This window comes from Streptomyces sp. NBC_00354, assembly GCF_036106915.1.
Classification (GTDB): domain Bacteria; phylum Actinomycetota; class Actinomycetes; order Streptomycetales; family Streptomycetaceae; genus Streptomyces.
Window position 1 is genome coordinate 7,851,576 of record NZ_CP107983.1, and the last position, 12,929, is coordinate 7,864,504.

Consider the following 12,929-nt stretch of genomic DNA (forward strand, 5'->3'; position numbering starts at 1 on the left):
GGTGTCAGGGGGTCGGGCACTCGGCCGTCCACCAGGCGGCGGTCGCCGCGGGGAGCACACCGTCGGGACAGGGTCCGCTGGCGAGCAGTGGGGTCCCGGCGACCGGCGCGGGCACCGGCTCCGTGCCGAAGTTGACCGCGCAGATCAGGCCGTCGCCGCGGGCGATCGCCAGCACCTGCGGGGGTGCGTCCAGCCAGCGCAGGGCGCCCTCGCCGAGCTGGGGCAGGCTGCGCCGCAGCTGGAGGCCCTCGCGGTAGAGGTGCCAGAAGGAACGGGTGTCGGCCAGGGCGCGGTCGGTGGCGTGCTCGGCGAACCACTCGGGCTGCGGCAGCCACGGTCTGGCGTCGGCCACGCCCTGGCTGAAGCCGAACGGGGAGGCGTGTCCCGACCAGGGCAGCGGCACGCGGCAGCCGTCCCGGACGTGCTTGCGGTTGCCGGTGCGGTGGAAGATCGGGTCGGTGAGCACCTCGTCCGGCAGGTCGAGCACCTCGGGAAGGCCGAGCTCCTCGCCCTGGTAGACGTACGCGGCGCCGGGCAGTGCGAGCATCAGCAGGGCGGCGGCGCGGGCCCGGGCGGCTCCCAGTCCGCTGCCCCCCACCCCGGGCTCGCCCGCGTACCGGGTGACCGTACGGACCTGATCGTGGTTGTTGAGCACCCAGGTGACGGTCGAGCCGGTGCCGGCGATGTCGCGTATCGCCTCGGTGATGGTCGAGCGGAAGGCGTCGGCGTCCCAGGGGGCGCTGAGCAGGTCGAAGAAGAACGCCTGGTGCAGCTCGTCGGGGCGGACGTACGCGGCGTGTTCGCGTGCGGTGGGCACGGACACCTCACCGACCAGCAGCCGCTCGTCGCCGTCCCGGGCGGTGTACTCCTCGCACACCGAGCGCCAGCGGCGCCACACGTCGTGCACCGCGGGCTGGTTCCAGGCCAGCTGGTTGACGGCGTCGCGGGCGCGCTCGTCGGCTCCGGGGTCGTCCGAATCGGGCAGCTCGGGGTGCTTGAACAGTCCGGCGGCGACGTCGATGCGGAAGCCGTCGACTCCGCGGTCCAGCCAGAAGCGCAGCACCCGCTCGAAGTCGTCGCCCACGGCCGGGTCCCGCCAGTTCAGGTCCGGCTGCTCGGGCGTGAACAGGTGCAGGTACCACTCGCCGGGCGTGCCGTCGGGCTCGGTGATCCGGCTCCAGGCGGGACCGCCGAACATGGCGCGCCAGTTGTTGGGCGGCTCGGCCCCCTCCGGGCCGCGGCCGGGCGCGAAGTGGAAACGGGAGCGCGCCGCACTGCCCGGCTGCGCGGCGAGCGCGGCGCGGAACCACGGGTGCTCGCTCGAGCAGTGGTTGGGGACGATGTCGAGCAGCAGCTTGAGCCCGAGCCGGCGGGCATCGGCGACCAACCGGTCGAACTCGGCGAGGTCGCCGTAGACGGGGTCGACGCCGCAGTAGTCGGCGACGTCGTAGCCGTGGTCGTGCTGCGGCGACGGGTAGAAGGGGCTGAGCCAGATGCCGTCGACACCGAGCTTGCGCAGGTAGGGGAGCCCGGCCCGGACGCCGGCCAGGTCGCCGATGCCGTCCCCGGTGCTGTCGAGGAAGCTGCGGACGTAGACCTGGTAGATCACCGCGTCGCGCCACCAGGGGGCAGCCGGGGTGGTGGTGCGGGAGGGGTGGCCGGTGTCGGCCGGAAGGGTGCTGAGCATCTCGCGTCGACCTGTTCTGCTGAATGCGAGAGCGCCCCGGATCGGTGCGCTGTTATGCATGCATGTTAAGTAGCAGCGACGGGAAGGTGTCAACGATGTGTCCAGAAACAGCGAAAAGCTGGGATGGTTTGTACCGAAGTGCCCACATGCACGACGAAGGGCCTCTACTTAACATGTAAGTAGAGGCCCTCGGGGAGTGTCGGGGAGTGTCGGCGGAGCGGAGGAAGTGGAGTGGTGCGATCAGCCCTTGCGGGACAGGGGCCCGAGCTCACGCGCAAGCCGCGCCGTCGCCTGCTCGGGCGTCTGGCGCTGCGCCATCACGTCCTGTGCCACGGCCTGCACCGCGAGGCTCACCTGGTCGTAGCGCGGACTCTTCGGGCGTGGCGCCGCCGACAGCACGCTCTGGCGGAGCGTGGGCAGGTACGGATACGCGCGGATCAGCTCGGGGTCCTCGTACAGCGCGGCGCGCACCGGTGGCAGCGAGCCCTCGGTGAGCACCTGCCGCTGGACCCGTTCGCTGGTGAGGTAGGAGATCAGATCGGCCGCCGACGCCGGATGTCGCGCATGGCTGCTCACGGCGAGGTTGGAGCCGCCCAGCACGCTGGTGCCGGGGCCGTCGGGTCCGGGCAGCGGCACGGCACCGAACCTGCCCGCGACCTTCGATCCGGCCGCGCCGGCGTCCGCGTACACGTACGGCCAGTTCCGCAGGAAGAGCAGCTGGCCGTCCTGGAACGCCTGCCGCGACTCCTCCTCCTTGTAGCCGAGCGCCTCGCGCGAGATCCAGCCGTCCCGCACCCCGTCCGCGAGGAACCGCAGTCCGGCGCGCGCCGCATCGGAGTCCACCGTCACGCGCGCGCCGTCGTCGCGCAGGATCGAACCGCCCGCCGACTGCACGGCCTCGGTGACGTTGACGGTGAGCCCCTCGTACGGCAGGAACTGGCCTGCGTAGCCGTCCAGTCCGTACTTCGGGGCGATCGTGCGCGCCTGGCGGACCAGCTCGGCCCAGGTGCGCGGCGGTTGCTCGCCTTCCTGCTCCAGGACGTCCTTGCGGTAGTAGAGGAGACCCGCGTTCGTGACGTACGGCACGGCGTACAGCCGGCCGTCGAAGGTCGCGGTGTCGACGACCGGACGCAGGAAGGTGTCCAGGGGGAAGCGGTCGCGCTCGAGCGGGGAGATCCATCCGGCCGCCGCGAACTCGGACGTCCAGGCGACGTCGATGTTCAGTACGTCGAACCGGTCACGGCCCGACCGCAATTCGCTGATCATCTGGGCCCGGGTCTCGTCCGCCGAATCGGGCAGCTCGACGAGCGTGACGCGCTCGCCGGGATGGCCGTCGTTCCAGTCGTCGAGGAGCGGGGAGAGGTAGTCGGTCAGATCGCCCGCCGTCACGAGCGTCAGGGGACCGCGGCCCTCCGCGGCCAGGCTCGCGTCGGCGTGTACGCCGAAGCCGGCGTACCCCGCCAGCACCACCGCTCCCACCAGGAGAGCTCTACCCGCGGCACGCATCCACCGCATAGATTCCTCCCAGTGCACGATCCGGCTGCGCTGCCGACCATCGTGGCCTATATATACCCGTTAGGCATGGGCGATACTAGACGTCCAGGCAGACGAGGCGTACGGCGGCTGCCCCCGGTCCGCTGCCGAGTGAACCGTTGACTACGGAGCGGGAAGGAGGGGGAGCGAGTGCGGCTGGCGCTCCTTGCGCTCCTCACCCGTAGCCCTGCGCACGGTTACGAGCTGAAGCAGGACCTTGAGAAGCTCCTGGGTGCCGCGTACCCTCAGCCCAACGTCGGCCAGATCTACGTCACCCTCGGCAGGCTGGAGAAGAACGGCCTCATCGAGGGCGAGGACGTCGAGCAGTCGGGCCGGCCCAACAAGCGCACGTACCGGCTGACCGACGCCGGGCGCGAGGCCGTGCTGGCCTGGTTCGAGGAAACCGCCGAGGAGCCCCGGGTACGGGACGAGTTCTTCATGAAGCTCGCACTCGCACCGCAGTCGGGTCTGGCCGATCCGATAGCGCTGATCAACAAGCAGCGGCGGCAGTACCTCAACACCATGCGGGACCTGTCCAAGCTGGCGGCGGCCGAGGACCGCGACAACAAGATCTCCCAACTGCTGATCGAGGGCGCCATGCTGCACCTGCAGGCCGACCTCGACTGGCTGGAACGCTGTCAGGAGGAGCTGGAATGAGCGGCGACGCGACCACCGACGCCACCACCACTCCTGCCGTGTCCGCCCGGCCCATCGTGCGCGCCGAGGGCCTGACCAAGACGCACCACGGCGAGGGCGCGGCGGTGCATGCCGTGCGCGGGGTGGACCTGTCCGTCCAGCCGGGCGAGTTCGTCGCCGTCACCGGGCCGTCGGGAGCCGGCAAGTCCACGCTGCTGCATCTGATCGGCGGCCTCCAGCGGCCGGACAGCGGGAAGCTGTGGCTCGGCGGAGAGCGGGTCGACGAGTACCGCGAGGCACGCTGGGCGGTCCTCAGGCGCCGCAGCATCGGCGTCGTCTTCCAGTTCTTCAACCTCGTCTCCAACCTCACCGTCGCAGACAACGTCGAACTGCCCGCCCTGCTCGCCGGCGCCTCCCCGAAGGCCGCCCGCGCATCCCGCGCCGAACTGCTCGCCGAACTCGGCCTCGAAGGCCGTGAGCGCTCGATGCCCGGCGAACTGTCCGGCGGCGAACAGCAGCGGGTCGCGCTCGCCCGCGCCCTGGTCAACCACCCCACGCTGCTGCTCGCCGACGAACCGGCCGGCAGCCTCGACAGCAAGGGCACCCGCGAGGTGCTGCGACTGCTCTCCCGGTTCCACCAGCGCGGCCAGACGATCATGATGGTCACCCACGACGCCCGGATGGCCAGTGCCGCCGACCGCGTCATCAGCTTCTTCGACGGGCGCATAGCCGACGACGCGCAGCTCGACGGCGGCGGGCGCCGCGGGCCCGCCCGCGGCGTGTCCGGCGTACTGGACCTGGATCCGGAACCGAAGCGGTGACCGTGCGGGCCACTCTGCGCTGGGCGCACGCCGACTTCCGGGCACACCGCGGCGAGGCCCTCTTCGTCGTGCTGGCCAGCGCCGGGATCATCGCCTCGCTCCTGCTCGCCGGCGCACTGTTCAGCTACGCCGCGAACCCCTGGCAGCGGATCTTCAACCAGTCCCACGGCGCGCACATCTGGCTGCAGACCCGCGCCGGGGCGGACATGGACGCGCTGTCCGGCGTGGACGGGGTCGCAGCCCTCGCCGGGCCCTACCGCACCGCGGCGACGACGGTCGAGTCGCGCGGCGCGCGGGTCGGCGTGACGCTGCGCGCGGTCCCGGCGGCGCCCCCGGAGACGGGCCGGCCGCTCGTCACCGACGGCAGCTGGTTCCCCCGGCCGGACGACGGCGTACGCGGCGACAGCGGCACCGGGGTCGCCGCCGACACCGGCAGCGGCGCCGTCGTGCTGGAGACCTCGGTCGCGCGGGCGCTCTGGGCCGAGCCGGGCGACACCGTACGGGTCACCGGGCCGGACGGCGCCCCGCACGTACTGCAGGTGAGCGGGATCGCCGAGGTGGCCGAGCCCCGCTACCACCCGGGCGGCGGGCCCGGCATCGGCTGGGTGCTCCCCGGCACCCTCGACGGGATCGCCCACGGAGACACCGGGCAGAGCGTGGGCCTGCGCCTGGAGGATCCGGACGACACCGACTTCATCGTCCAGCGAGCCGTGACCGTCCTCGGCGCCGACCGGGTGGCCCAGGTCACCAAGTGGCAGCAAGCACGGGCCGAGGCGGGTGGCGACGACCGGCTCCTCGGCCAGATGTTCGCCGTCTTCGGCCTCGGTGCGCTGCTCGCGGCGGCCCTCGCCGCAGCCGGTGCGATCGGCGCCCGGGTGCGCGGCCAGCTCAGGGACATCGCCGTCCTCAAGGCCGTCGGCTTCACCCCCGGCCAGGTGACCCGCGGCTTCCTCGTACAGCACCTGGCCTTCGCGCTGCTCGGCGTGGCCCTCGGCACGGCGGCGATCGCCCTGCTCGGCGCCCGGATACCCGGGCGGATCGGGGAGGCGGCAGCGGTCTGGCAGGACCTGCCCGGCCACACCGCGCTCATGATCGGCGTCCCCTGCGGGGCGGTGCTGCTGATCGCGGCCGCCACCGGGCTGTCGGCCTGGCGGGCCGGACGGGTGCCACCGGTACCGGTGGCCCGCGCGGCGCTGCCGTCCGCCGCGCCGATGACCGCGCTCGGCCGCCGGGCCCTGGGGATACGGGTGCCTCCCGCCCTGGTCCTGGGGTGGCGGGCGGCGTTCCCGCGCCGCGGCCGGACGCTGGTACCGGTGGCCCGGCTCGCCCTGCCGCTGGTCCTCATCACGGTCGCGCTCGTCGCCTGGTCGACGCTGGACCAGTTCCGCAGCCGGCCCGCGCAGATGGGACTGCCCGCGGCGCTGACCGTACGGGCCGAACAGCCCGCAGGGTCGTCCGACGTGGAACTGGAGAAGACCCTCGCGGCGCTCCCCGACATCGCCGCGGTCCATCCGGGCGCCGAGATGGCGGCGCTCGTACCGGGGCAGACCGGCACCATCACGCTCCGCGGGCTGGGCACGGCCCGGGACCCGTACCCGTCCAAGGTGGTGGAAGGACGCGCGGTCCGCGGTCCGGACGAGGCAGTGGCCGGGCAGGGGCTGCTCGACCTCCTCGGGGTGCGGGTCGGCGCGTGGGTGCGGATGACCGTCGAGGGACGGCCGCAGATCCTGCACCTCGTCGGCCGCACCATCGAACCCGAATCCGGGGGCCGGGTGATCACCACGACCATCGACGCCCTGCGGGAGCGCGATCCGGGGCTGCGGCCCGACTTCCACGCCCTGGTGCTGCGCAAGGGCGCGGACCCGCGGTCGGTGAGCGCCGCGCTCGCCGTGGCGGCGGGCGGAACGCTGGAGGTCAGGGAGACGCCCAATCCGGTGGACCGGCTGGAACCGGCGCGTGGAGTGATCGCCGCCCTGATCGCGGTGCTCGCGCTGATCGGGCTGATCGAACTGCTGACACTGATCAGCACGGGCGTACGTGACCGGGGGCGGGACCTGCTCGCGCTCAAGGCGATCGGGCTGACGCCCCGGCAGATCGGCGCGATGATCGTGACCGCCGCCGGACTGACCGCGCTGGCATCCGCCGTGGTGGGGACGACGGTGGGGGCGCTGTCCGGCAGCTGGCTGGTGGACACCCAGGGCGCGTCGAGCGGGATCGGCGCGGGCATCGCCCAACTGCCGCCATTTTCTGTGCTGTTGACGGTGGTCGCCGGGGCTGTCCTGGGCGCGGTGGCGGCGGCGCTGGTACCGGCGACACGGACGGCCCGGCGCAGACTGGCGGACTCCCTGAGCGAGACGCTCTGAGCCTCGGGTCACGGTGCCCGGGGTCGGTGTCAGAGCCCGCTACTAGTCTTCGGGCCATGATCGAGTCTTCCGAGGGCTTGCCCTGCGACGTGGATGAGTTGTTCGCGGATGCGGGGCGTCTCGTCTCCGCCGAACCCGATGGGATCCTGGCGCTGTTGGGCCGGGCGCGTGGTCCGCGCGCCCGGTTCGTGGCTGCGGTGTACCGGGCTTCGGCAGACGTGCACCGGCACTTCGACGCCGCCCGCCGCCGGCAGGTACTGGCTCTGGACGCGGCCCGGCTGGGTGACCGCGACGTGGCCGCGTGGCTGGCCGCTGCCGAGGTGACCGGGGAACCTCCTGCGGAGTGGGCGGTGGACTGGGCCGGCGGCTCTCCGGTGGACCATCGGCTGCTGCGTTCCCTGACCGGCCACAGCGGCCCGGTGCTGGCCGTGGCGACGGCGGTGGTCGACGGCCGGCCCGTCGCCGTCACGGGCGGCCGGGACAAGACCGTGCGCATGTGGGACCTGGCCACGGGCCGCCCGCTCCACGAGCCGGTGACCGGCCGCACCGACCCGGTCTCGTCCACGACGGCAGAGGTCATATCCGTGACCACGGCGGTGGCGGGCCGGCAACCCGTGGCCGTCACGCTGAACACCGACACGTCGGTGCTCCTGTTCGACCTGGCGACCGGCCGTCAGACCGGGGAGTTCGTCCGAGTCCTGGAGAGCACGACGGTGGACGGTCGCAGCGCCGTTCTCACGATCGGGGTGGACCGGACCGCGTGCCTGTGGGACATGGCAACGGGCCGCCGGGTCGGCGCATTCGCGCACGTGACGGACGTGGCGGTGCTGGACGGGCGCCGAGTGGTGCTCACTTCCGCAGCGGACGGGGCGATCCGTGCGTGGGACGTGGCCACCGGCCTGCAGGTGGGGGAGTCCCTGGAAGTGGTGAGCGCCGCATCGCTCGCCGGGCGCTCCCTCGCACTCACCGAGGGGGCGGACCAGGCGCCGCGGCTGTGGGACCTGACCACCGGCGACCCCGTCGACGACCCCGGGACCGCCCCTGCAGACCTGCAGGGTCCGGACGCCGAGGCCATACCGTACGTATCCGCGGTGACGGTGCTGAACGGGCGAGTCGTCGCCGTCACGGTCGACACAGGAGAAGAGACGCTTCTCGAGGACGTGACGACCGGTCACAGGATCGGCGCAGCCGCGCGCGGGGTGGAGACCGCCGTGATCGGAGGCCGGCGCGTCGCGCTCGTGGCCGGTGCCGACGGGACCCTGCGCATCTGGGACCTGGCCACCTGTCGTCAAGGGGCGGACGGCGTACGGGTCGTGGAGACACTCGTGCCGGGCGGACAGCACCTCGCCCCCGCCGTCGGGGCCGGCCGGGAAGCACGCGTCTGGGAGCTGATCACCGGCCATCGCGACAGCCGGTCGCACCTGGGCAGCAGCACCGGCGCAGCCGGCTCGACCGGCGCCGCGGAGAGCATGGTGCTCGACGGGCAGCCGGTCACCCTCACCGCCGAGAACGACGGGCTGGTACAGGTACGGGACGCGGCCACCGGGCTGCCCGTGGGCCGACCGCTCACCGGCCACACGGATCGCGTCTGGGCCGTCACCGCCGCGAACGCCGATCAGCGCACTCTCGCCGTCACCGCCGTCACCGCCGGCCTCGACCGGACGGTACGGGTGTGGGACATGACGACCCGGCAACAGGAGGGAGCACCGCTCGGCGGCCACACGGGCCAGGTCTGGGACGTGGCCACCGCGGTCGTGGACGGACGACCCGTAGCCGTCACCGCAGGCGCGGACCACACGGTGAAGACCTGGGACCTCACCCGCACCCTGCAGGGCGGCCAACCCCTTTCGGGGAACACCGGTTCGGTCCTGGCGGTCGCCACCGCCGATCTCGAAGGGCGGCCCGTCGCCGTGACGGCGGGCGCCGACCAGGCCGTGCGGGCCTGGGACCTGGCCACCGGGCGGCAGGCCGCCCGGGCCCTCACCGGCTTCGAGGGCGAGGTGTCCGCCCTGGCCACCGCAGTGGTGGACGGCCGGGTCGTCGTCGTCACCGCGGCGCCGGACGCGAGGGTGCATGTCCGGGAACTGCTGGGCGGCCGGTACCTCCATGAGCCCTTCCCGAGTCACCAGGGCAGGGTGCTGGCCCTGGCCACCGCAGTGCTGGACGGCCGGCCCGTCGCCGTCACCGCAGGCTCCGACCGGACCGTGGGCATCTGGGACCTCGCCACCGGGCGCCAGGTCGGCGAACCCCTCGTCGGTCACTCCAGCAGGATCCTGGCCGTGGCCACCACCGAGCTGGCGGGACGGCCCGTCGCGGTCACGGGGAGCTGGGACCGGACGGTCCGCGTGTGGGACCTCGCCACCGGACAGCAGGTCGGCGAACCCCTGGCCGGACACACCGACTGGGTGACCTCGGTGGCGACCGCGGTGGTGGACGGGCGGCCCGTCGCGGTCACCAGAAGCCGGGACGACACCGTGCGCCTGTGGGACCTGGCCGCCGGGCGGCAGACCGGCAGCGCCCCGGCACGCCACACGGGCTCGGGCCGGGCCATGGCCGTCACCGGTATCGCGGGGCGGGCCGTGGTGGCCGTCGGCCAGGAGCGGACGGTCGAGCTCTGGGATCTCACGACCGGCTGCGAGGTGGGGACCGAGTACGTGCTCCCGCTGCCGGTCGGAGCGCTCGTCGTCGCGCCGGGCGGAGCGCTGGTGGTCGCGTTCGGGCCGGAGGCCGCGGTGCTCAGCCGGCGGACGGCTCACCCGGGCACCCCGCCCGGGGGCTCCGGGAGGTAAATCCCCCGGCCCGCGCCCGGCCCGGCAGTTAGCATCGCCCGGTGCACGCCGAAACCCGCCCCTGGTCCCCGTATCCGAAGATCCCCGCCGGCCGCCGGCTGGGCGAGACCGGCGGGCGGGAGTGGGTCGCCCAGGAGAAGATCCATGGCGCCAACTTCGCCGTCGTCTGCGACGGGAGCGGCCCGCGGCCGGCCAAACGCCGCGAACTCCTCGCGGACGGCGGCCTGGACGACTTCTTCGGCGTCGGCCGGATCTGGCCGGCCCTGGCCGTCGCCGCGAGCCGGTGCGCCGCGCTGCTGCGGGAGCGGTACGGCGCTGCGGCCTCGGCCGCCGTGACCGTCTACGGTGAACTCGCGGGCGGCCGCTATCCGCACCCCGACACACCCCCGGTGCCGGGAGCCGAGCCCGTGCAGACCGGCGTCTGGTACGCACCGGAGCTGCTGTGGCTGCCGTTCGACGCGACCGTCGCCACCGACGACGGCCTGTGCTGGGTCTCCGACCAGGTGCTGCGCGCCGCGGCGGATGCGGCCGGTCTGCACTGCGCGCCCCTGCTGGCGCGGGGCACCCTCGCCCGGGTCGGGCAGCTGCCGGTGGTCTTCCCGACCAGGCTGCCCGCGCTCCTGGGTCTGCCCGCCCTGCCGGACAACCTCGCCGAGGGCATCGTCCTCAAACCCGCCGGGGAGTCATGGACGGTCGCCCCGCCGATGGCCAAGCTCAAGCAGCCCGCCTTCGCCGAGGACGAGCGCTTCGCCGGGTCCCGCCCCTACCGGGCGCCCGCCGAGGGCGCGGCCGGCGTACCCGGCTGGCTGCTGGCCCACGCCACCGGACTCCTCACACCGGCCCGGGCCGCGTCGGCGGTGAGCAAGCTGGGGCCCCGTACCCCGGAACGGGAGGTGGCTGCCGAGATCGCCCGGGACGCCGCGGACGAGACGGAGGAGGCGCTGGGCGGGCTGGACCGGGCCGCACGGCGCGCGCTGGAGGGCGCCCTGCACGCCGGAGCCCTGTCCCTGACCCGCTTCGACGCGGCCGACCGCCGTACCGGATTCGCCCGGTGACACGCGCCTGTGGCACGTCCGTTCGGCCACGGCTCACGGCACAGTGGAGCCATGAGCGCTGACGACAGGAACATTCTTGCCCGGGCACGCGTGTCGACCAGGCTTCCGGCCCAGGACCTGGACCGGGCGCGGCGTTTCTACGCCGAGCAGCTCGGTCTGGAGCCCGTCGACGAACGGCCCGGCGGGCTGCTGTACCGGTGCGCAGGCACGGAGTTCGTCCTGTTCAGGTCGATGGGCGCCTCACCCGGCACCTTCACCCAGATGGCGTTGGAGGTCGACGACATCGAGACCGCCGTGTCGGAACTCGAGCAGCGCGGAGTGGTCTTCGAAGAGGTCGATGTGCCGGGGTTCCGGACGAAGGACGGGATCGCCGAGATCGAGGGGAACTACCCGAGCAAGGGCGCGCGGGGAGAGCGAGCCGCCTGGTTCCGTGACAGCGAGGGAAACCTGCTGGGTGTGGGCGAGCCGGTCGTCTGAGTCCGCTCGCCCCGGCGGGCGCGGCCCGCCGCCGGGTCCGGCACGATCCGCTCACTCCCCGAACGCGCCGTGCCGCCCCGCACCCGAGGCGAACCGGCCCGCTCCCGCCTGGGTCTCGCCCGCGGCCAGCGGCACCAGACCGTGCCGGTACTCTCCCGCCAGCGCCTCCGCCTCGCCCAGCCCGTGCTGTTCCAGGACGGACAGCCGGTCGTGGCGCAGGCACAGTTGGGGAAACGCGGCGATCTCGCGGGCCAGCGCCTCCGCGGCCTGCCGGGACTGCCCCGTGGGCACCACACGGTTGGCGAGCCCGATCCCGTGCGCCTCGGCGGCGGTGACCGGACGACCCGTCAGGATCAGGTCCATGGCGCGGCTCTCGCCGATCAGGCGGGGCAGCCGTACCGTTCCGCCGTCGATGAGGGGTACGCCCCAGCGCCGGCAGAACACGCCGAAGACCGCGTCCTCCTCCGCCACCCGCAGATCGCACCAGAGGGCCAGCTCCAGGCCCCCGGCCACCGCGTGCCCCGCGACCGCCGCGATCACCGGCTTGCCGAGCCGCATCCGGGTCGGCCCCATGGGCCCGTCCCCCGACGCGAGCACCTGATTGCCGCGCTCGGTGCCGATGGCCTTGAGGTCGGCGCCCGCGCAGAAGGTCCCGCCCTCGCCCCACAGCACGGCGACGGCCGCGTCCTCGTCGGCATCGAACCGGCGGAAGGCATCGGCGAGCTGTGCCGCCGTCGGACCGTCCACGGCGTTGCGGACCCCCGGCCTGCTCAGGATCACCGTGAACACCGGGCCGTCCCGCTCCACCCGCACCGAGGCCTGCTCGTCCGCCATGCCGCATCCTCCCGCTCGCCGGCCTCCATTGTGCGGGAGGGTGGCTCCGCGGGCGGTGTGATGTGCGATGCAGGGTTGTGCTGAACGGTTTCAGCCGCGACCGGTGAATTCCCAGGCCCGGATGTCGCGGTAGTGGATCGGGCCGGGGCCGCGGCCTATGTTGCTGCCGACCAGGTGGAGGCGTTCGGCCTGCCATGGGCGGCCGGTGAACTCGGCGAGTGTGGCAGCGACTTCCACCGTGCTGGAGGCGTCGCTGCGGCGGGAGCGGGCCAGCGTCAGGTGCGGCCGCAGCAGCCGGTCTTCGAAGGCGATACCGCATTCCTTGACGACCGTACGCACCTGCGCGGTGAGCCCGTGCAGTCCGTCGAGCTCCCCGTCGATCCCGCTCCACAGCACCCGGTGGTCGAAATGCCCGCTGCCGCGCAGGGCCAGCTCCAGGGGTCGGTGCGCTGCGGCGAGGGCGGCGAGCGGCGGCTGCAGCAGCGGGACCGCGGCGACCGGGAGTTCACCGAGGAAGGCCAGCGTGATGTGCCAGTCCTCGATGCGGTTCCACCGCATGCCCGGGTAGGCGTGGTAGGCGGGCCGCAGTTCCCGGGCCAGTTCCGCCTTGGCGTCGTCGGGCGGGGCGAGGGCGATGAACACACGGACGGTTGCGGGCTGGATCTCTTCGTTCACGAGGGACTTCGTACCGCACCCCGGATGATCCCGTCATCTTCCGCCGAGCCGGGACGGTA

The 12,929-nt window shown here is 73.4% G+C and carries 10 protein-coding genes; 6 read left to right on the forward strand and 4 right to left on the reverse strand.

Translation table 11 applies throughout. The features are described from left to right. Nucleotides 1-4: 4 nt before the first annotated feature. Nucleotides 5-1,687, reverse strand: coding sequence for a glycoside hydrolase family 13 protein (locus OHT74_RS35985; protein ID WP_328622556.1), 1,683 nt, complete (start codon nt 1,685-1,687; stop codon nt 5-7). A gap of 240 nt (nt 1,688-1,927) precedes the next feature. After that, nucleotides 1,928-3,202 (reverse strand): ABC transporter substrate-binding protein, encoded by a 1,275-nt coding sequence (locus OHT74_RS35990; protein ID WP_328622557.1) that lies wholly within the window; start codon nt 3,200-3,202, stop codon nt 1,928-1,930. Between the two features lie 168 nt (nt 3,203-3,370). On the opposite strand from OHT74_RS35990, the gene OHT74_RS35995 reads away from it, so the two are divergent. Genes OHT74_RS35995 through OHT74_RS36020 form a run of 6 tightly spaced genes read left to right on the forward strand, consistent with a single transcriptional unit; the run spans nt 3,371 to nt 11,361 of the window. Beyond that, a complete protein-coding gene (locus tag OHT74_RS35995; protein ID WP_328622558.1) occupies nt 3,371-3,877 on the forward strand; it encodes a PadR family transcriptional regulator in 507 nt (168 codons plus the stop codon). Next, nucleotides 3,874-4,677 (forward strand): ABC transporter ATP-binding protein, encoded by an 804-nt coding sequence (locus tag OHT74_RS36000; RefSeq protein ID WP_328622559.1) that lies wholly within the window; start codon nt 3,874-3,876, stop codon nt 4,675-4,677. Before OHT74_RS35995 ends, OHT74_RS36000 begins: the two co-directional genes overlap by 4 nt. Nucleotides 4,678-4,679: 2 nt before the next feature. Beyond that, nucleotides 4,680-7,040 carry an ABC transporter permease gene (locus OHT74_RS36005; RefSeq protein ID WP_328622560.1) on the forward strand — a complete coding sequence of 787 codons (2,361 nt, stop codon included), beginning with the start codon at nt 4,680-4,682 and terminating at the stop codon, nt 7,038-7,040. A gap of 56 nt (nt 7,041-7,096) precedes the next feature. Next, the gene (locus OHT74_RS36010) at nt 7,097-9,829 is read left to right on the forward strand and encodes a WD40 repeat domain-containing protein (protein ID WP_328622561.1); all 2,733 of its coding nucleotides are present in this window, start codon (nt 7,097-7,099) and stop codon (nt 9,827-9,829) included. A gap of 41 nt (nt 9,830-9,870) precedes the next feature. Next, nucleotides 9,871-10,884 carry an RNA ligase family protein gene (locus OHT74_RS36015; RefSeq protein WP_328622562.1) on the forward strand — a complete coding sequence of 338 codons (1,014 nt, stop codon included), beginning with the start codon at nt 9,871-9,873 and terminating at the stop codon, nt 10,882-10,884. Nucleotides 10,885-10,935: 51 nt separating this feature from the next. After that, nucleotides 10,936-11,361 (forward strand): VOC family protein, encoded by a 426-nt coding sequence (locus OHT74_RS36020; protein WP_328622563.1) that lies wholly within the window; start codon nt 10,936-10,938, stop codon nt 11,359-11,361. Nucleotides 11,362-11,412: 51 nt separating this feature from the next. Here OHT74_RS36020 and OHT74_RS36025 read toward each other — a convergent pair whose 3' ends face one another. Next, nucleotides 11,413-12,195, reverse strand: coding sequence for a crotonase/enoyl-CoA hydratase family protein (locus OHT74_RS36025; protein WP_266670648.1), 783 nt, complete (start codon nt 12,193-12,195; stop codon nt 11,413-11,415). A 90-nt stretch (nt 12,196-12,285) separates the two neighbouring features. After that, nucleotides 12,286-12,870 carry an RNA 2',3'-cyclic phosphodiesterase gene (gene thpR / locus OHT74_RS36030; protein WP_328622564.1) on the reverse strand — a complete coding sequence of 195 codons (585 nt, stop codon included), beginning with the start codon at nt 12,868-12,870 and terminating at the stop codon, nt 12,286-12,288. Between the last annotated feature and the right edge of the window lie 59 nt (nt 12,871-12,929).

Excerpts from the sequence above, each read along its gene's own strand:
- OHT74_RS36010 (WP_328622561.1), top strand. The coding sequence starts at position 7,097 with ATGATCGAGTCTTCCGAGGGCTTGCCCTGCGACGTGGATGAGTTGTTC.
- OHT74_RS36000 (WP_328622559.1), top strand. The coding sequence starts at position 3,874 with ATGAGCGGCGACGCGACCACCGACGCCACCACCACTCCTGCCGTGTCC.
- OHT74_RS36020 (WP_328622563.1), top strand. The coding sequence starts at position 10,936 with ATGAGCGCTGACGACAGGAACATTCTTGCCCGGGCACGCGTGTCGACC.
- OHT74_RS35990 (WP_328622557.1), bottom strand. The coding sequence starts at position 3,202 with ATGCGGTGGATGCGTGCCGCGGGTAGAGCTCTCCTGGTGGGAGCGGTG.
- OHT74_RS36025 (WP_266670648.1), bottom strand. The coding sequence starts at position 12,195 with ATGGCGGACGAGCAGGCCTCGGTGCGGGTGGAGCGGGACGGCCCGGTG.
- OHT74_RS35985 (WP_328622556.1), bottom strand. The coding sequence starts at position 1,687 with ATGCTCAGCACCCTTCCGGCCGACACCGGCCACCCCTCCCGCACCACC.